Annotated in this window: 16 protein-coding genes; 10 read left to right on the top strand and 6 right to left on the bottom strand. The window is 40.8% G+C overall.

Annotated elements, in window-relative coordinates; all coding sequences use genetic code 11:
- Nucleotides 1-71 precede the first annotated feature (71 nt).
- Together J2Z69_RS04225 and mobB are read left to right on the top strand one after the other, a co-directional pair.
- Nucleotides 72-1,340 carry a molybdopterin molybdotransferase MoeA gene (locus tag J2Z69_RS04225; RefSeq protein ID WP_209859435.1) on the top strand — a complete coding sequence of 423 codons (1,269 nt, stop codon included), beginning with the start codon at nt 72-74 and terminating at the stop codon, nt 1,338-1,340.
- Nucleotides 1,337-1,861, top strand: a complete 525-nt coding sequence (gene mobB / locus J2Z69_RS04230; protein ID WP_209859437.1) for a molybdopterin-guanine dinucleotide biosynthesis protein B — start codon at nt 1,337-1,339, stop codon at nt 1,859-1,861. The genes J2Z69_RS04225 and mobB overlap by 4 nt, the downstream gene beginning before the upstream one ends.
- Before the next feature lie 9 nt (nt 1,862-1,870).
- On the opposite strand, the gene xerS is transcribed toward mobB, so the two are convergent.
- Nucleotides 1,871-2,947, bottom strand: a complete 1,077-nt coding sequence (xerS, locus tag J2Z69_RS04235; RefSeq protein WP_209859439.1) for a tyrosine recombinase XerS — start codon at nt 2,945-2,947, stop codon at nt 1,871-1,873.
- A gap of 71 nt (nt 2,948-3,018) precedes the next feature.
- Between xerS and J2Z69_RS04240 the strand changes: the two genes are divergently transcribed.
- Complete coding sequence (locus J2Z69_RS04240) at nt 3,019-3,498, top strand: GNAT family N-acetyltransferase (protein WP_209859441.1); 480 nt, start codon at nt 3,019-3,021, stop codon at nt 3,496-3,498.
- Between the two features lie 1,270 nt (nt 3,499-4,768).
- Here the strand turns inward: J2Z69_RS04240 and J2Z69_RS04245 are convergent.
- Together J2Z69_RS04245 and J2Z69_RS04250 are read right to left on the bottom strand one after the other, a co-directional pair.
- Nucleotides 4,769-6,817 carry a catalase gene (locus tag J2Z69_RS04245; RefSeq protein WP_209859443.1) on the bottom strand — a complete coding sequence of 683 codons (2,049 nt, stop codon included), beginning with the start codon at nt 6,815-6,817 and terminating at the stop codon, nt 4,769-4,771.
- 36 nt (nt 6,818-6,853) lie between these two features.
- Nucleotides 6,854-7,696, bottom strand: a complete 843-nt coding sequence (locus J2Z69_RS04250) for a cupin domain-containing protein (protein ID WP_209859445.1) — start codon at nt 7,694-7,696, stop codon at nt 6,854-6,856.
- A 281-nt stretch (nt 7,697-7,977) separates the two neighbouring features.
- On the opposite strand from J2Z69_RS04250, the gene J2Z69_RS04255 reads away from it, so the two are divergent.
- Nucleotides 7,978-8,910 carry a tyrosine-type recombinase/integrase gene (locus J2Z69_RS04255; RefSeq protein ID WP_209859447.1) on the top strand — a complete coding sequence of 311 codons (933 nt, stop codon included), beginning with the start codon at nt 7,978-7,980 and terminating at the stop codon, nt 8,908-8,910.
- A 65-nt stretch (nt 8,911-8,975) separates the two neighbouring features.
- Nucleotides 8,976-10,067 (top strand): DUF3900 domain-containing protein, encoded by a 1,092-nt coding sequence (locus tag J2Z69_RS04260; RefSeq protein ID WP_209859449.1) that lies wholly within the window; start codon nt 8,976-8,978, stop codon nt 10,065-10,067.
- Nucleotides 10,068-10,651: 584 nt separating this feature from the next.
- Here J2Z69_RS04260 and J2Z69_RS04265 read toward each other — a convergent pair.
- Entirely contained in the window at nt 10,652-10,792 is a 141-nt protein-coding gene (locus tag J2Z69_RS04265) for a hypothetical protein (protein ID WP_209859451.1), read from the bottom strand.
- A gap of 108 nt (nt 10,793-10,900) precedes the next feature.
- On the opposite strand from J2Z69_RS04265, the gene J2Z69_RS04270 reads away from it, so the two are divergent.
- Nucleotides 10,901-12,445: a 2-isopropylmalate synthase gene (locus tag J2Z69_RS04270; protein WP_209859453.1), complete on the top strand. Its 1,545-nt coding sequence runs from the start codon at nt 10,901-10,903 to the stop codon at nt 12,443-12,445.
- A gap of 88 nt (nt 12,446-12,533) precedes the next feature.
- On the opposite strand, the gene J2Z69_RS04275 is transcribed toward J2Z69_RS04270, so the two are convergent.
- Nucleotides 12,534-13,463, bottom strand: coding sequence for an L-lactate dehydrogenase (locus tag J2Z69_RS04275; protein WP_209859455.1), 930 nt, complete (start codon nt 13,461-13,463; stop codon nt 12,534-12,536).
- Between the two features lie 316 nt (nt 13,464-13,779).
- Here J2Z69_RS04275 and J2Z69_RS04280 point away from each other — a divergent pair, with 316 nt between their 5' ends.
- The 4 genes from J2Z69_RS04280 to J2Z69_RS04295 all read left to right on the top strand — a co-directional run bounded on the left by J2Z69_RS04280 (nt 13,780) and on the right by J2Z69_RS04295 (nt 18,299).
- A complete protein-coding gene (locus J2Z69_RS04280; protein WP_209859457.1) occupies nt 13,780-14,763 on the top strand; it encodes a polysaccharide deacetylase family protein in 984 nt (327 codons plus the stop codon).
- A 74-nt stretch (nt 14,764-14,837) separates the two neighbouring features.
- Entirely contained in the window at nt 14,838-16,100 is a 1,263-nt protein-coding gene (locus J2Z69_RS04285) for a VPS10 domain-containing protein (RefSeq protein ID WP_209859459.1), read from the top strand.
- Nucleotides 16,101-16,248: 148 nt separating this feature from the next.
- Nucleotides 16,249-17,754 carry a sigma-70 family RNA polymerase sigma factor gene (locus J2Z69_RS04290; RefSeq protein WP_209859461.1) on the top strand — a complete coding sequence of 502 codons (1,506 nt, stop codon included), beginning with the start codon at nt 16,249-16,251 and terminating at the stop codon, nt 17,752-17,754.
- A gap of 125 nt (nt 17,755-17,879) precedes the next feature.
- Nucleotides 17,880-18,299 carry a DUF2500 domain-containing protein gene (locus tag J2Z69_RS04295; protein ID WP_209859463.1) on the top strand — a complete coding sequence of 140 codons (420 nt, stop codon included), beginning with the start codon at nt 17,880-17,882 and terminating at the stop codon, nt 18,297-18,299.
- A 180-nt stretch (nt 18,300-18,479) separates the two neighbouring features.
- Here the strand turns inward: J2Z69_RS04295 and J2Z69_RS04300 are convergent, their stop codons facing one another.
- Nucleotides 18,480-19,814, bottom strand: coding sequence for a protoporphyrinogen/coproporphyrinogen oxidase (locus tag J2Z69_RS04300; RefSeq protein ID WP_209859465.1), 1,335 nt, complete (start codon nt 19,812-19,814; stop codon nt 18,480-18,482).
- Nucleotides 19,815-20,061: the final 247 nt, after the last annotated feature.

Genomic DNA, 20,061 nt, shown 5'->3' on the forward strand with positions numbered 1-20,061 from the left:
CACTTTGTTGCATGCTTTTTGTATGAGCAGCGTAAATTGGGATGTATATTAGTAAAGGGGGAATAAGCTTTATGATCGATAATTTGTCTAAAGGGCCACGAAACGCAATATCTGTAAAAGAAGCGCAGCAGCGCATACTTTCCCAACTGCATCTAGGTGGAAATGAACGAATTGACCTGTCGGAAGCGAGAGGTCGATACTTGGCAGAGACGATATTAGCACCTCATCCCTATCCCCATTTCCGTAGAGCTGGCATGGATGGCTTCGCTATAATTAGTCAAGATACTTGCGGAGCTCAGACAGACCAACCAGTGTGGCTTGAAATAGTGGATGAAATTCCAGCAGGTGCATTACCTTCAATTTCACTTGAATCTGGATTAGCATCACGTATTATGACGGGGGCTAAAGTACCCGATGAAGCCGATGCGGTAGTGATGTTTGAGATGACAGAGCAAATTGAACAAGGAGGAAGAACGACGATTCAGATCAAGCGAGAGATCGAACCCGGCAAAAACATTACACCTATTGGGTTTGAAATTAAGCAAGATGATCTTCTAATTAAAGAAGGCACACGTATATCCTCTGGTGAGATTTCTGTACTTGCTACTTTTGGTATTCACCAAGTTCTCGTCTACAAAAAGCCTGTAGTGGCTATTTTCTCTACTGGATCCGAGTTATTAGACATCGATGAGGCTCTGCAAGATGGGAAGATTAGAAACAGTAATGCCTATATGTTGGCCTGCCAAATCCGGGATGCAGGGGGAGAAGTTATAATTCTGGATGCTATACCAGACGATCTTCAGATTGCCAAAGCACGAGTAACGGAAGCTTTTGAACTTTATGATATGGTTGTAACAACAGGTGGGGTATCAGTAGGCGATTTTGATATTATGGCTGATCTCGTGCAAGGAGAAGAGCTTACTCTTTTATTTAACAAAGTTACAATGCGTCCAGGGAGTGTAACTACGGCTGCAGTAAGAGGAAGAAAGTTGCTCTTCGCACTATCTGGCAACCCAGGAGCTTGTTTTGTCGGATGTGAAATGTTCGTCAGACCTGCCATTGGTGTCATGCAAGGGAAAGATCATCCTTTTCTTAAAGAAATTACAGGAATTCTGGCTACTGATTTTAACAAAATCAATAATTTCACTAGATTTGTAAGAGGACATCTTGCCTATGAAGAAGGTCAAGTTCTCGTATATCCTGCTTCATTAGATGAATCCAGTGTGATGGTTACGATCAAAGATAGTGATTGTCTAATTGTTATTCCACCAGTAAGTCAAGCGGTACCCAAGGGTCAAAAAGTCCAAGTTTTATTACTAGATGGAAGCGGCATCCTATGAATCCACCTGTATTTCAGGTTGTTGGATATAAGAACTCAGGCAAAACGCATCTTATCAGGCGCCTAGTGAGTTCATTTAAGCAGATGGGCTTAGTAGTAGCTGTAATTAAACATGACATGCATGGATTTGATATAGATCACGAGGGGACCGATACTTTTGCTATACGAAATGCGGGAGCATCGGCCGTAGCTATAGCTTCACCGTGGCGTACTGCAATAATGTATGAACAGAGTATGGAACTTGGTAGACTCATAGAAACTTTTAAAGAATATGATGTGATTATAATAGAGGGATACAAGGAGATGGACTATCCTAAGCTTGTCATGGTCCGGACCCTAGAGGAGCTGGAATCGTTAACTGCGCTGCCTAATATTATAGGATTTGTGAGTAAAGTAGAGCTAGCGAGTCTAGATGATTATATACAAAAAGAGCCAAGGAGTAATAGCAACATACTCTCATGGCTGCATTCTGATGATACACAGGGAATTATGAATCTTATACAATCTACACTGGACCTGTGACCTTGGTGACTATGATCTTTTCTCTATTGCCTCAAGCATCGTCTTATCCGTAAGATGAGCGTAGACTTCCGTAGTTTCTGTAGAAGCGTGACCTAATTGTTCTTTGGTTTTATAGATATCATTCTGTAAATAGTAGTCTGTTGCAAAGGAATGGCGAAGTTTGTGGACAGTCAAATAAGGTTTCCCAAAACGAGTAGCATACTTGATAATCATGGCTTGAATCGCCCGCTTGGTCATACGCTTTCCTTCGGATTGTCCATTAGGTAAAGTGATGAAGAGGGCTTTTTCTTTTTTTGGTGTTCGGTAACGACTTTGTCTCAAGAATAGGTATGCATCCAGTTCATCTTTACTTTGTTCACGGAAATACACGGGGGATTTAAATGTTTCATCGTTATTTCCTTTGCGATATACATACATTAACTTATTTGTGACATCGATGTCTTCGATATTTAAATTGACGACTTCGGAGACACGGAGACCTGAGTTCAAAATCAGACTCGCGATACAGGCATCCCTCTCTTTGTTCAACTCATAACTGTGAAGAGCCTGTTTGTTATTCTCGATATCTATTCGATAACCTTCGTGAATGTAAGCAATGAAGTCAAGCAATTCATCTTCCTCAAGAATTTTGCCCTTCAGCTTAGCTGCAGTGTCTTTAGGTTTGTGTATGCGTTTGCTCTCAACTTTAGCCATAATATTGCGTTTGAGTAGAGGGTAAAATTCTTCATCCTCAGCAATCTGACTTAAGTAATGAAACAAGGATCTTAGCGATGACATTTTACGTGACACTGTAATCCTTGAATTCGTTCCTTCTGTTCGCGTTGTCAGGTGTAAGCGATATCCGACAATACTATTCATATGGAGCACCTCAAGATCATGTAAGGTAATCTCTGTATTTTTTTGAGCAGAGGAGAGGCCTTCAGCTATTAACCACCCGAAAAATTGTTCATAATCTCTAATATATTCAAGCAACGTGGATGGGGAGAGATCAGGAAGCTTATAATCTATAAATTGCTGTACGAACCACGGCATGTGAATGACGCGTTGATCTAGGAGTTTACGGTCTGCAATTTTTTGAATATTCATATAAAGTACACCTCATTACAAATTTGTATAGTCTAGTAGTAGTTTATTCTTATTAATGGAGGCACATGTCCATGGAAGTAAGTATTCAGCAAGCCACGACAGAATTGATTAAAGGACTCATGCAACTGTATATGTATGATTTTACTGCATATTTGGAATTAGAAGTAGATGAATCTGGACTTTACCCGGCATATCCTGATTTAGATAAATATTTTGATAGATCTTTAACGAATCATAGATCGTATATTATTCGTCATCATGAGGCGATAGCTGGCTTTGCATTAATAGACATATTAGATGGGGAAAGAGATGCAGATTATTATATGGCTGAATTTTTTGTGATGAAAAGACATCGTAGGCACCAGGTCGGAAGGCAGGCTGCAGAAAAAATATTTGAAGCACATCCAGGTCGATGGTTAGTCTCCCAGTTGAAGACCAACTTGCCAGCTACGGCATTTTGGAGATCGGTTATCCATCAATCTACGCAAGGTCAATATGAAGAATTAGCAGAGCCGAGTGCAAGAAATATAACACAAAGATTTAAAATATAAAATTCCATCATATGAAAAATTCACAAAAGGAAAACAAGGAAGTTTATTGCAAGAAGGAGAGTGAGGAAGCAGATTTTTCTTAGTAAAATTATGAAGGGAGAGGAAAGTTACCAAAGATTCTACAAGGTCTAAATGATTTTAATTTAAGTATTAGAAAAGAGGAACATGATAATAAAAAGCTACAACAGAATGAAATATAAATAAGCATGAAAAAGTTAAAAGATCCAAGTTCAATAGACCATGGATATTTCGAATATGTTATTTATAAAACCAAAATGAAAAATACATCATGTGAAAAATTCAGAATAGAAAATAAAAAATGTATCTAGTTAATACTCCAATTAAATTACAATTATACGTATCTAAAATTTAAAAAGGCATTAAGTTAACATAAATAAAGTTATGTTAACTTAATCCCTTTTTATTTATACTACGTCCATTTTGAAAGAGATAACAAATACATACTTGCACCCATTGTGGTAATACCAAACAATTTAATAAAGGCTAACAAAAAGTAGTTCCGATTTGTATCAAGGACGTCCGATAATGGAGACAGATCCATCGCCTGCCGTTAGCCCAGACTCCCATCGGATCGGAGTGGAGAACCTTACTTTCAGCTATGTTGCTCGTGGAGTACCGACTATTATCATCTAGTTCGCACCGACGGTTCAAGGAGCTGGAGGGGGCTTTGTCAATTTTCTAGTGAGAGCTGCACGCAAGCAAGGTGTATCTGGTGGTACCTCAATGGCGGCTCGTATGCATGGTCTGCCGTGCATCATTCCGATGCTGCAAAACTCATCCATCTTGCGGTACAGAAGGCACCACCCGGATCACGGCTGCATGCGATCGCAGAGGAAACCATCTCCACAAAGGCAATGGGCGAAGCCATTGGACGCTCCTTGAATATAACTGTGACCTCAATAGCACAGAAGGATGGCATACTTTGGTTTTGTCGGCAACTTTTTTAAATTATTTATGAATGACTCCAGCGAATGTACCTGTGAACTGCTTGGTTGGACACCCAACGTTCCGACTTTAATGGATGACATCTTGGCCGGTGCCTACAAAGACGTCAGTCACTAATGAGTTAAAAAGTCGAAATCAAAAGTGAAATATGAAATGTGAAAAGTCATAGGTTGATAGCAAATGAATTAAGTATCTGTACACTGTAAATTTTACATTTAGAAAATCATGTGTGTACTTCATAGACAAGTAAAAATTCATATTAACATAATAATAATTATGTTAATATGAATTTTTCTGCAATTATTTAACTATATTGGGCACGTTCCCAAAAACGCTGTTTGGTCATGGCTTGGATGAATTGGGAAGCGAAATCAGATGGATTTTCCCCTTCGACTATAACGCCTGGTGCTCCTAATATACCTAAATTTTGTATTATAGCAGCTCCATACGTAGAGGCTCCGATGGGCTTGAAATGGTTATACTGCTCCGCTGCATATTGTTGTGTCTTCGTAACGAAATAAGGATCTTCATAAGTTCCTCCAACAATATATAAGCCGTCATATACTACGGGTGATCCGGTTAAAAGGCTATCATCCACTTTGATCTTTACTCCATCCGTACCTTCAACTACGCCCTGCTTCTGACTAATTATAACTATTCTTAATCCAACGCGAATCCATTCATTTAATATTGAAATGGTGCTAGGACCATTGAAACCTGGGGCAATAATGACACCGACCTTTAGCGTATTAGGATAAAATACGGTATTAGCCATACTAAGCGCTGGTGAAGATTGTGTATTCTGAGACTCTTTAACCTGCGGGGCCTGAGCACCAACCTGATCAGCTACGGTTGTAGCGAGTAGGGTACTGATATTGCCCATCATATCAATGACTTGTTGGCGCACAGACATGCTTTTTACTTTGCCGAGTTCAAAGCTAAACGCTTGAATGATATGACTTTTCTCGACGGGACTCATACTATTCCAGAACAAGCGAGCTTGCGAAAAATGGTCTAGGAAACTTGGAGCGGTAACTCTTAATTTCTGGCCTTCAACCGTAGAAGGATAGGTTACAAAACCACCTTTAGTTCCAGGTACAGTATAAGGTGTGTTATCTGCTAAGGAGTTGTTATGATAGGCCACTCTACCTGTATTAATGGTATAACGAGATTTCCCATCTCTCTGGTTGTTATGTACCGGACATACCGGCCGATTAATAGGAAGTTCTTGATAGTTCGTACCCACACGAGCCACTTGGGTATCCGTATAAGAGAAGAGCCGACCTTGTAACAATGGATCATTCGTAAAATCTATTCCTCTTACAATATTGCCGGGATGCAGAGCAATTTGTTCTGTCTCCGCAAATACATTCGCTACATTTCGATTTAGCGTCATTTTACCGATAATTTGAACAGGCACGATTTCCTCAGGCCATAATTTGGTGGCATCCAAAATATCGAAATCAAAAGCAAATTCATCTTTCTCTTCCAGTACTTGCAGACCCAGTTCATACTCTGGGAAATTCCCAGCTTCAATGTTCTCCCATAGATCTCTACGATGAAAATCGGGATCAGCGCCTCCAATTTTCTGTGCTTCATCCCATACAAAAGAGTGAATACCAAGTACAGGCTTCCAGTGAAATTTAACAAATCTTGAAATGCCTTGTGCATTCACCACACGAAAAGTATGAACACCAAACCCTTCCATGAAGCGAAAGCTCCTTGGAAGCGTGCGATCAGACATAATCCACATCATCATAGCTGCAGATTCTTGATTGTTAGCAATGAAATCCCAAAATGTATCATGAGCCGTCTGTCCTTGCGGAATTTCGTTGTTAGGTTCGGGTTTGACTGCGTGAATAAGATCGGGAAATTTAATACCATCCTGTATAAAAAATACCGGAATATTGTTGCCAACTAGATCGAAATTCCCATCTTCGGTATAAAATTTAACAGCAAATCCTCGCACATCTCGATTCGTTTCGTTGGCCCCCTTGGAGCCAGCTACCTCTGAAAATCTAACGAAGACAGGAGTCTCAAGTGAAGGATCTACCAAGAAACTTGCCATGCTTAATTCTTGCTGTGATGCATAAAGTTTGAAGATGCCATGGGCTCCAAAGCCACGTGCATGAACTACCCGTTCGGGAATACGCTCTCGGTCAAAATGAGATAATTTCTCGCGCATAAGAAAATCTTCTAAAAGGGTAGGGCCTCGATCCCCAGCTTTTAATGAATCTTCGTCATTAGATATTTTTACTCCTTCATTCGAGGACAAAGGCTGATCGTAGTCATCTCTTTCCGCTGCCTTAAGCTGATCAATTTTTTTGTTAGAATTGTCTGTATTCTCGTTCACTATTTCACCTCAATTCCTCAGAATAATTGCAGGTAACTACCTTGAGTAAGGTTGACCCTTGACTTGTGATCCTGCATTCCCAATAGTAGGTAGCTGTTCAGGTTGGCGAGGATATTGTGCATTTTGATTGTGCTGTTGTTGCGCATATAATGCTTGAGCTTGAATGATTCGAGCTTGTTCATAAGAAGGTATTCCATAGGGATTTTGTCCTTGGAATTGCTGCGGTTGTTGCTGTATTTGTTGTTGAGCAGGATGATAAGGATTTTGACCGCGATTAGGAATCGGTTGTCCTTGACTTTGTGAAATTCTAGCTTGAGCATGATCGGCACCGTCTTGTCGAGGTTGTTTGCAATTAGCCGGAGGACCCAAAGTTACCGTAGTTTTAATAGGAGATAAAGTTTCTTTTACTTTGGCTTCGTCTAGACAGTAAGTATGCGCAAGTAGGTTCGCTGGAACAAGTCTTAAGAAATCAGAGACGGCAATGAACTCAGGAATAGGAGCATCGAAGATGGATAATAAATGCGTATGATCTTCAGTGGCAACTTCATAGTGGAACCAGCCCTGAGGTATATTAGCCACTTGAAAGGGGGTAACAGGGAAATTACGCAATTCTTTTGTAAAAGGGTTAATCAACGATACGATAGCAGCACCGGATATGACGTATACCGTCTCTGTAGCATTTTGATGAATATGAGGCTCAACCACATTGCCTTTACTCAGGAAAATATCTAGAAATGACGCATTGCCGAGTGTATTCAGCTGATTTACAGAAAGTTCATTAATGAAATTGGCTTTATCCTTAGTGAAAATTCGATTCTTGCTAGGATCATACGTGAACTGTGTTGAAGGAGAAGTGAAATCCATATAAGAGACAGCCATAACTATACAACCTCCATTTCGAGTGTCAAAATACAAACTTGCACATAGCCTATTCCCAAAAAGTAAGAATTATGAATTTTAATGTCGGGCATGTACATCTTAGAGCTAGGAAAAGTCTAAGTTTGTCATATACTAAATTGACTTAAAAATAGGGCTATCTAGCGTAAAAATATATGCGTATAATATATGTTATACGCTATTTCATTTCTGAGGTACTTTAATAGAGTAACATAGGCACTTATGCGACATAAAACGCACCAAAAATCGCGAATTATGCTAGAATGAACAAGCTGGAAAGGTGGCTATCTTCCGTGGATGAATACAGAGATGAGTTAGATGCTTTTTTAATATGGATGAAAGATGCAGGCTATACCTCCCACACGCAAAAATCTTATATGAGCGATGCCCAAGAATTTCTTGCATCACTACATGGCAAGCCTATGAGTGCGGTGAAGAAGTTCCATGTCGTCTCCTTTTTGTCCTCCGTTCGTGAACGGGGAGTAAGCGATGCTACACGAAATCGAAAGCATGCTTCTGTAAGCTGTTTTTTCAAAGCGTTAATAGATTTGGAATTACATACAGACAATCCAGCTACGGGCATAAAAAAATCTAAAATGGAAAAAAATCGAGTACCTGTCTATTTAGATGAATCGGATCTTACTCGGTTTCTTCAACATGTAGATGGAAAGTACAAGCTGAGGAATTTATCGCTTTTTTTGCTAATGGGATATATGGGTCTGCGAGTGGGAGAAGTGCATTCGCTCAATTTAAATGATTATAATGCGGAGAGACGAACACTAAGTGTATACGGAAAAGGGAGGAAGTGGCGTTCGTTGCCTGTTCCGGAAGTTGTAGCTGGTGTATTAAGCCAAGCCGTAGAAGATCGACTTGAGCCTTGGCGTGCTAAAGAGAATGCGATGTTCACTTCGCAGAAGGGTAGACGTATATCCATTCGCTCCATACAGCAAATTGCTGCGGAGACATTCGATCGATTTCAAGAGGGATTACCTGAAGCTCATCGGCAACCTTACTCTAGTCACAAGTTGCGTCACTCTTTTGCAACGCTGCTCTTGCGAAAAGGAGCCGATTTGCGTACAGTACAGGAATTACTTGGACATGCATCGATCCAGACCACAACCATATATACACATATTACCAACCGAGAAAAAGAAGAAGCTGTAGCGCGTTTGGATATCCAAATTCCTCAATTCTAATAGAAAGTTACATAATAAAAATTATGTTAACTTAAATACTATACATGCTAAAAAAAGGAGAACTCATGCAATTTACTATTGAATTTTTATCATTTTTTGTTGTCCAGGTAGAAGGTTCAGAATCTCAAGGCACTCGTTCCTATAAGCACTATCAGACGTTGGATGGGGAAGAGTATGTCGATAGTGAGATCAAAAAGTTTTTGGATGGAGAGTTCACTCGCATTGCAAAACGTAAAGTAGAGAAAAATCCGTCTGCTGAACAAGCGCCCACTAAGATTGGAACATTTATTGTAGAACCTGGTCATGAATTAGATAGTAATCCGAATTTTAATTTGCTTACTAGACTTCGGGTTACTGAAGATAAGGAAGATTTTAAAAATGCTTGTGATGATGTGATGCGTAGTTATCTGGATACAAGTGCTGTACGTGGTGGGGCTATGATTATCGTTCAAGCTATCCAAGCAACGCATTCGGATACCCCGGTTATATTCTTGTTAAAATGCGATTTTGAGCAAAAAATTGCCCGGATTTCTGATGAAAAAAGTCTTGTCAATCAAGTGGAAATGGCGATTAGCGCAAGGAATATGAAATCAATTCAATATCCATATATGCCGGAAGAAGGCATGTATGAAGAATGGGAACTGAAGATCCATCAATCCTCACACGCTCGATATTTCGAAGATTTTCTGAAGTTCGTGACTTATGAACAATCCATTCCTGAGATTGTGAACGATCATGTGATGTCTTTTGTTCAAGATTATGTGGAGACCAAATGGCCAGATGAAAGTCATGAAGAGCGTCAGCAAGCGGAACGTGAACTTGAACTTTGGGCAGCGAGTGAGAAGAGGGAAATTCAAGAGCGCTGGGAACCTATTGCCGTGGAAGAAGCCGCTCAGAAAATTGTAGAGATCAAACCCGAAATTGAACTGAAGTTTCGAATTGGAGATACGCTAGTACGCGGGAGATTGGCAGACTTTAATCAGAACATTCATATTACAAAAATAAATGGGAAATATGCTGTGATTCTCGAAGGAGATTCCTTTGTATTTGATAAAGGATTTTCGCCCGTTGAACTTCTTCAACCTGAGCCTTTTGAGGTGGTAGCAGAGCGAATTTTGCAAAAAAAGACACAATCCGATGATGAATATCCGTATTAAAAATAAAGAAATAAATTATTTAATCAAGTTAACTAATATATTTAATATGATGAACTAAATTATCAAAGCCTTAATACAACTGGATTTTACAGGTGTCATATGTTATTTCATCACATTAAATGTCGTAATTACTTGGAATTTAATTCTTGAAATTATCACTTGACTATTCCAAATCCTACTGGATATAATAATCACAACTTTATGAATGCATCGGCCATGACAAGGATCAGGTCATTGTGACTTTTGAATCAGAGAGCGGAGAGAGTGCTGAAATTTCCGACTTAAGTCCAATGATTAACTCACCTTGTAGCTGCTGTACCGAACCATGTTAGGCATGGCTAAGTTCAGCCGGGAACACCCGTTATAGTGTGAGAAGCCTACGTTTATTGATGGCTTTCTCCTGAGACAGAGAGTGATGAAGCTCCTGTGAATCTGGGTGGTACCACGGAAGTTAACCCCTTTCGTCCCTTAGCGCAAATTAATTTTGCGTGGGATGAGAGGGGTATTTTTTATAATGATAAAAGGCATAGAAAAGGACTTGGCAAGCGGGCTCTTATGTTCAGAGAATGGTGAATATGCTGAAATCACCGTCTTAATCCCGAAGCGATCTCACCTTGGAGCTGTTGATCTGAATGAAGTAGGATCATCCGGTTAGCAGTCGTTACTCTGCATAGTCGAATTTCGTTCGATTCATTAAGACCGCATGCACTGAGCATGCGGTACATCAGGGTGGTACCGTGGAAGATTGACCTCTTTCGCCCCTAATACAGTGTGAGCTGTGTTGGGGGCGAAAGAGGTCTTTTTTTATAAATTAGACAAAGGTGGTAATTTGAATGCGCAAAATTTATGTATTAGACACTACGCTTAGAGATGGAGAACAATCTCCGGGAGTGAGTCTGACGGCCCAAGAGAAGGTAGAGATCGCTCTACAGCTGGAGCGGCTAGGAATTGACCGTATTGAAGCAGGATTTCCCATCACATCTAAAGGTGAGATTGCTAGCATTCAAGCAGTAGCTAAGGTAATCAAACAAGCAACGTTGGTTGCCTTCTCCCGTTCAAAAGAACAGGATATCGATGCAGCTCGCGAGGCTTTGAAAGGGGCGGAGGATGCTTGCTTGCATATCTTCCTTGCCACCTCACCCATTCACCGGGAATACAAACTAAAAATGAGTAAGGAGAAGGTGTTAGATACTCTTGAAGCTGCTATTCAATATGGGCGAAAATATTTTAGCAAAATCGAATTCTCCGCTGAGGATGCAAGTCGTACCGAAGTGGAATTCCTGTGCCAAGTTACGGAGCGGGCGATCAAAGCAGGGGCTACAATTGTCAATCTCCCCGATACAGTAGGGTTTGCTACACCAGATATGTTTGGACAGATGTTTAAAACGATTCGTGAGAATGTAACAGGGATAGAACGAATTCAGCTTAGTACGCATTGTCACGATGATTTGGGGATGGCTACAGCGAACACCTTGGCTGCGATTGCTAACGGCGTAGAACAATTTGAAGGTACGATTAATGGCATTGGAGAACGTGCAGGGAATACGGCAGTGGAAGAAGTTGCTTTGGCTCTAGAGACGAGATCTGATGTCTATCAAGCGAAGACGTCTATGGTACTGCACGAGGTTTATCAGACCAGTCGAATGGTTAGTAAATTGACAGGTATGCTCGTACCAGGAAATAAAGCTATTGTAGGGGCAAATGCTTTTGCACATGAGTCGGGTATTCATCAAGATGGAATGCTGAAAAACCGTGCAACGTATGAGATCATCACACCAGCTACAATTGGGGTTACTTCAAGCAAATTGGTATTAGGTAAACATTCGGGGCGACATGCTTTTAAGGAAAGATTAATAGATATGGGTTACCACTTAGATGAGGAACAGTTAAATACAGCTTTCGCGAAATTCAAGGAATTGGCGGATCGCAAGAAGGAGATTGTAACCGAGGATATTAGGGCACTTATAGATGAGCGTGCAAAAGAAGGACCGGTGCCTTTCCAATTGGATCAACTTCACATCTCTTTTGGCAATCATTCCATTCCTACGGCATCGGTTCGTCTCCTTACGGAGCAAGGAGATGTCATGGAAGACTGCGCTATAGGCGGGGGAACCATCGATGCGGTATATCGAGCAATAGAAAAAGCAACAGGATTCTCAGCAGAGTTAGAAGATTATCAGATCCACTCCGTCACGCAAGGGAAGGATGCGCTAGGCGAAGTCCATGTCATACTCCATCAGGGGGATATGAGTTCAAGAGGCCGCGGGGTGAGCACGGATATTATTGAAGCCAGCGCTAAAGCCTATGTAGAAGCCATCAATCGATTGGTAGTCCGTCAGCGGGAACCTGAGCGAGATGGGAACATTTCTTTACACTAAGAACAGAGTTCGCATAACGTTTAAAAGATCAAAAAAAGCTGGAGGGTTCCCTTTTGAGGAACTCATCCAGCTCATACTATTCATGTAATTAAAGTTCTAGCTTGCTAAGCTCATCCCTAAGTTTTTGGCCAGAAGCCTGAAATTGCCTTAGCTCCTCTTCATTTAATTGAATATCAAGTAGTTCGCGCACTCCTGAGCGATCCACTATACTTGGGACCCCAAGATATACATCCGATACGCCATGATAATTGGTTATTAAGGTCGACACATTCAGTACCGATCCTTCATCCTGAAGAATCGAAGTTACGATACGATCGAGTGCAAGCGCAATAGCATAAGAAGTGGATCCCTTAGCGTTAATAATTTCGTAAGCTGCATTTTTTGTTCTAAAGAAAATATCAGCTTGATCTTGCTCGCCAAGTTCCAGATTCATCCCGGCAACATTAGCTAGGCTCCAGACGGGGAGCTCTGAATCTCCGTGTTCTCCAATAATATGAGCATGGATACTCCGGGGATTAACTCGTTTGTTCTGACCAATTAAATACCTAAAACGCGCACTATCAAGTAACGTTCCCGAACCAATCACTCGATTGGACGGAAGACCACTCTTTTTCCACGATACATAAGACAGAATATCTACCGGATTCGTAGCGACGAGTATAATACATTGATCATTGTGTTCAACAATATTATGGATGATATTATCAAAAATTCCTGCGTTACGCTTCAGTAGATCAATTCTAGTCTCCCCCGGACGCTGGGATGCACCGGCGGCAATAATCACGATGTCTGCGCCAGCACAGTCGCTATACTCCCCAGCCCATATTTTCACCCCGCCCGTGAATGGAAGACCATGATTCATATCTAGAGCTTCTCCCAGTGCCTTTTCATGATTCGCATCAATGAGTACCAGCTCTGATACACGTTCTCTCAGAAGAAGGGTATACGCTGTAGTTGCCCCCACAGCTCCTGTACCAATAATAACGACTCTGCTTGTACTAAGACTTGATGTAGTCATATCATCATCTCCTCTGAAGTAGGTATCAAGACTAACCTTTACAATCCTGCAAACTCTCTTGACTAAAATGCTATATACCTTTTTTAAAAGATGATTGTAAGCACATTCGTATAAATATCGCCGAAAAAAAGAGTATGCAAGAGAACGTAATGATTCTATTGTACATAATTTTCCTTTCGATTAACAAGATTTAGTAAGATCTTGTCTAATTAGTGAGAAGATTGTAACCAGGAGTGTAACCATTCTGTAAAACCCCTATGGCACCAATGGTATATCCTAGTAGTATATTGCGGAAAGGGCAACGGTGGATATACACATGAATCGATCACAAAAAACTCGCACAGTGAAGAGTCAGAAAGCAAAGCATAAAAGACGATGGATGATACTTATGATTAACGGCGTGCTATTAACAGCATTAGCTGGTACAACTTATTTCGCTTACACATACAATCAAGGTCATTCAACTACAGATCTTCCTAAATGGGTTGCAAGCAAACCATCCAAGGATGTTCCAGTAAAACCTGACTTACATAAACCCGATGCTGGAGCAGATAATTCATCTGAAGAAATAGGCAACAAGCCTAAGCCCCCAGTTGAACCTACACAACCTAAACCTACGGTTCCTAGTCAACCTGTTCAGGGTCAAGTTCCTTCGGTCAAACCTCAGCCCGATCAGGCAGATCCCAAAATTAAAACCGTCTATTTAACGTTTGATGATGGACCTAGTAAATATACGGATCAGATTCTAGATATTCTGGATAAGGCAGAGGTACATGGAACCTTTTTTATGATTGGTACCATGCTACAGGAAGAGAAACCTTCTATTGAAAGATTGCTTAAAGAAGGACATTTTCTAGGTATGCACAGTATGAGCCATAATTATCGTAAACTCTATAAATCCGGAAGTTCGGCTAATTTCATTCAAGAGTTTAAGCAAGAACAACAGTTGTTGCAGCAGATTACAGGGGTTAAAACTTCTCTCATTCGTCCGCCTTATGGCAGCGCTCCACAAATTGGCTATGATTTTAGAACCGCAATTGCAAATGCTGGATTTAAGATGTGGGACTGGACTGTAGACTCCAAAGACTGGAGCTATACAGGCAGACCTGATAAAGTGGTACAACAGGTGAAGAGACAGGTTCACCGCAAACAGGAAGTTATCTTAATGCACGAGAAAAGTCAGACGGTAAAAGCTTTACCTGAAATTATTGCTTATTTAAAAAGTCAAGGCTACTCCTTCGCCGTGTACAAACCAGATCATCATATTGTTATGAATTTTGGAAAAGACAGCCGACTGTAAACTATAAAATACTCTATGGTATACTAAAAGAGATATATATTGAAACGATTACCCTTAAGGGAGGCTTGTGAGCTTTGAGATTACGGTTTACTACATTACTTATCCTGATTCTTTTCGGTTCACTGCTATCCGCTTGCAGTTCTGAAGAAAGTCTTCAATCCAAATCTGCTAAAGTGGATAATCAGGAAGATGGGCAGACACTAACTGTCCTGAATCAGGGTCCTTCGACCGTAGCAAATGTGGTCACTGACAATTCAACGAAATATCAAATACAGACAAAACTTACGGATTTTGAGTTGGTTACAGAAAATGCAGGTATTGCATGGGGTTTAACACGTAGCGAGCTTCGATTGTACTTTACGCAAGATAGCGGGAAAGTTTGGACGAATATTTCTCCTTCGACCTCCATTCAATTTCCGAGCAATCCCCAGTATGGGAAAAATTTGTTTTTCATTGATATCCAGACGGGTTGGATTGTTCGCAATTCCTCGGGTACGGCAGAGACCGTAGTTCTACGAACAACAGACGGGGGGGTGAACTGGAAGGTCTCCTCCTTACCTGATCAAGGAAAAGTGTCAGCTATACATTTTGTGTCCAAAGATAATGGCTGGGTAGCCACTACGCAGAATGTGGAGCCTTCAAGTGAACACAAAGCCATTTATAGTACTCAAGATGGCGGGATAACCTGGAAGAAAATTATGGATAGTGGAAATGCAAGTCATCCCAATGCTATCCCGGATAGGGGATATTTAACGGGCGTAACTTTTACTGATAAATTACAGGGGTATGCATCTACGTCTTCTCAAGGCGTTCCTCATCTCTATACTACGACAGATGGAGGATTCCGCTGGATGGAGCATCCCAAATTTTTCTCTAAGGATATCTATGAAAAATGTGAGGCCTTCCCCAATAGTACGCCTACGTTCTTCCGCGGAAGCACGACGCAGGGCTGGATCTCGGTCGGATGTACACGGAATTCAAAAACCAAATTTAATGGTTACTTTACATCAGATGCAGGGAAAAGCTGGAGGTTTGTTGCTTTTCCGCTCAAATGGCAATCAGGAGACAATCAAAACATATCTCCGACGTTCTTAAGTGCTTCCGAAGGGTGGGCTGTTCAGTCGAACAAAGTCTACCATACACTCAATCAAGGGGAAGCATGGACCGCGCTGCCTGACAACTCCGTGCTTGAGAGTATACTGGAGAAATATCCTGAAATTGTGAAAATTCAGTTCTCCTCTTCTAAAGTAGGCTGGATGTTAGTGCAAAAAAACGAGCTAAAGCAATCTAGGTTATTACAAACTTTAGATGGAGGAATACATTGGCGCATGCTGTAAGCATGCGTCTTTTTGTATGTCGATGTATAAATTTAATCTAAATCTCCTAAAGAACTTTTCATATATGGTGAGTAGGTCCCTACTTATTCCAATCTTTAACGTGATACTATGAAATGGATGCTAAATTAGTAGAGAAAGGAATTCACATATGACAACAGAAAATTTACATCGACATCGGTCATGGATAAAGCGAACTAAGGAGGATAAACAAAGATCGATAGAGGAGATCATACATTTCAAGCGTAGCCAAGAAATCAATGGGGCGCAATTGATGATGAATGACTCTTCCCCAGAAAGTGTGTTACTAGATTCGATGGTCCATGCCTATTTGAGAAATGAATCCGCAAAGAATCCCGAGCGATTTCTACCTTGGCTTAAGAGTATCGTAAAATCTCATGTCAAAGACACGGTAAAAGTTCCAGACCTTATTGTATCGTTAGAGTGGGAACAAACCATTACAACCATAATGAACGAATTGTCTAGCAAATCTAGGACGATATTCGAATCCTATTATTTACAACAATTATCACTCGAAGTGATTGCTAAAAAATATAATGTCTCTCTTACTCAGGTGGTTACGATTCTCGCCGAATCCAAGCTTAAGATACAAAATGAACGTTACATACAAGCTCTTGAAGATTTTGTAGAATGTAGAAATCAGCATAACATGCCCATCCAAGGCGGTGTGCAGATTCCCATCCAGGAAATAGAATATGATACTTTAGGAAAGGCCATATATGACATTATCAGCTTCATTAGCCCTGAACCGTGGTCCCTATCTAATATCGTTGGTCTTACGGGCCAAGCTTTTCGAATACAACTAACCTCAGATGTGGGGATTAGCAGTGGCTATATCTATCCTTGGGAAAAAGTAGTCCGAAATATAGGTGAAATGTTAGGATCTGATGTGTATAGTATAGGCGCTCCACATACACTTTTTTCAGTGGAAATGCTAATTCAATCTCATGCAATTATCCATGATGCGCTGGATTTAGGTGTTCCCGTTATTGTGTGGAATTTACAAAAAGGTGCCCTTGGTGTCATTTACAGCTATAACGACAAGGAGCGTATGTATAGTTACAGAGACAATGAACATGAGCATCTAGAAGTTCCTTATAGTGAATTGAGACGTTCTCTAGACAGCCCAGAGTTATTCCTAGCTGCATTCCGGCCTGTAGAGCATAATTTCAAATTGACAATTAGAGTATTAAGAAAGCACATCTCCCAAATTCTAGATCATCTGCATGGCTTGGAACTAGATGCTCCGGGCTATACGAGTGGCCTTTCAGCTTATGATGTCTGGATTCGAGCCGTAGGAACGGAGCAATTAGATATTGAAGGTCATGCTTATAACATAGCCAAACTAACAGAAGCGAGGCAACAAGCGGCCTTTCACTTTCAGCAACTATCCGACCATTTGTTATTTGAGACCAATCCTGGCTTGCGCGTACATATCCTGGCTGCTGCTGAGCAGTACCATTTAATTTATGAGCATTATTTAGCTATGTATCCAACGTTATCTTGCTTGTTACCAGGAGAGAAGTTAGATATGGCAACTAAAATAAAAAAACAATTACAACAAATTCAGAAAGCAGAATATCAAGCGATGGAACATTTAGAGCAAATAAAAACTTTTTTGGGTTGCCGTGAATAGTGAGGGTAAGGACAAGTTAGCAAAATTTGTCGCTTAACTACTTATAATTTGTCTGTCTTCTGGCATATACATGATGTAGGTGAGGCTATATTCATTAGCCACCCTACTCGGGAGGAGGCAGAAGAGTGCGGACTGGTTTTGAAGTATTTGATCTCACAGGTACGATATTGCCCCTTTTTTTGTTGGTCGTAGTAGGGGTTCTACTTGCATCTGTGTCGGGTGCATTTTTCCGTTGGCTGCATAATCACAATCAGCCTGTTCTACATGTGGATTCGATAGTTAAAAGCAGAAGAACAGCAGTCTCTCAGCATCATGACCCAGAGTCCCATGCTCACCATTCCAGCACAACCTACTATCTAACCTTTGAGGTTGAGAGCGGGAGCCGTATGGAATTTCAAGTCCAAGGAAGTGAGTATGGTCAATTGGCTGAGGGGGATGAGGGAAAATTAACCTTTCAAGGTACACGATACTTAGGATTCCAGAGAGTTAGCCGAATGGCCGAAGAATATGAACGAAGGTACGATGATATCTATCGATCCACTTAAGTCAAAACCGCTTATATAGCGGTTTTTTTGATGTATTTTTTATTTTGATGTATTTTTTTGTTGTTTGAAGTTTGTTATTATCATGTGTTTGCTAATAGCTATGGGTGAGAACGCAATAAAAAGCCCTCCAAGGATTAGCCAAGAGGGCGAGTAAGAAAAGAAGGTTAAGCACTGTGAAATCTACAGGGTGGATGCCCCTTCAGGATTCTTAAGGATATGACTTAGCACTTGTTGGGCAACTTTACGAGCGCTGGAGAAGGCTCTCTCTGCAAGTTCGCCTTTACCGACACTTCCGTCTCCGCAGAAGTAGAAGGGTACATGATCTAGTTGATTGGGTAGAAGACGATTGGTATGAATATTTTTGACACTAGATACCATGGCTTTCTTAGATACTCGTTTGACTTCAACCGATTCTCGCCATTCTGGATAATATTCATCAAAAAGAGCTTCCATTTTTGCGGTTTTGTTCTCTAGATAAGCTTTCCGTTCATCTTCGTCCTTAAAGTCATCGTTCAAGTAAGCAATACCTTGAAGTAATTGTCCGCCAGGTGGAACAACGGTGTGATCAGTTGCGGATACATCACTAATGAACATTTTGTTGTTCATATCACTAATGTAGTGGAACGGTCTAGCTACGATACTTTTAAATCCAATATCATAGACCATGACTTCTGTAGAAGTACTGTCGCGATATGGAATTAATGCATCTGCCCAAGGCGTATTATCTAACAACTTGACCGCCTGTTGTACTGGGGTAGCAATAATAATTTGGTCGTATTCCGTCGCTTCACGGTTCTTACTAGTAAGTAAAAACTTTCCGTTGTCTTGCTGTACAATTTGTTCCACCGGTTCTTTAAGCGCAATTTCCCAGTGAGCATTGGCTTCGATTTTGTCCTTTAGCTGATCCGTAATCGTAGCCCAGCTACCGAGAATATAATTCACAGGCTTCGAAGAGAGGAACAGATTGTGGTAATACTCGGCAATGACTTCTCCTGAAACCTTGCGAGCGTCCGCAGGAGTAATGAAAAAATTAGAACATACCAGGTGTTCCCAAATTTCTTTGACATCTTCTGAAGCATGAGAATGGTCCAAATAATCACCTAAGGTAGCATAATTCTTAATATGGTGAACGTTCCCCACAATGGCCGCAATTTCAGCCACAAAACGTACTTTCTCCATAGCGGACAGAACATCTGTCTTTATAATATTCATAAAATCAAGGGGGGCTGGTGTTAAATGTCCATTTTTTGCATAGACAACTTTGCGTTTATCTACTTGCTTGCTTTGAAAAACAAGGCCTAAATCATGTTCCATTTGATGAATTGTGTGACGATCGATTCCGTAGATAGCATGAGCTCCATAGTTAAGAGTAAAACCAGCTTTTTGGTAGGTAAATGCTCGCCCACCTAACTGAGGGCTGCGTTCAAATACCGTGCCTTCCAATTCGCGGTTTTCGGATAAATAGGCGGCGGCAGTCAAACCAGCTAAACCTCCACCGATAATAGCGATCTTCATGAAAGTACCTCCCAAGAGTTTTGCAGTATAAAACTTCATTTCAAAAATGTAAGAGTTCCTTAATAGTATATGCTATTCATGTAAGCGCGTCCATAGAAATGGACAGGTTTTGTGTCTAAAATAAGACACTGTTACATTATGGAATAACAATACCATATTACACCAAATTTTATAAAATAGGTGTCACAATTTGGGCGAACGCACATAGGATATATCGAAGGAAGAGAGAATTAAAGGAGGTTCGCTA

It is taken from the genome of Paenibacillus shirakamiensis (assembly GCF_017874255.1).
Lineage (GTDB): Bacteria > Bacillota > Bacilli > Paenibacillales > Paenibacillaceae > Fontibacillus > Fontibacillus shirakamiensis.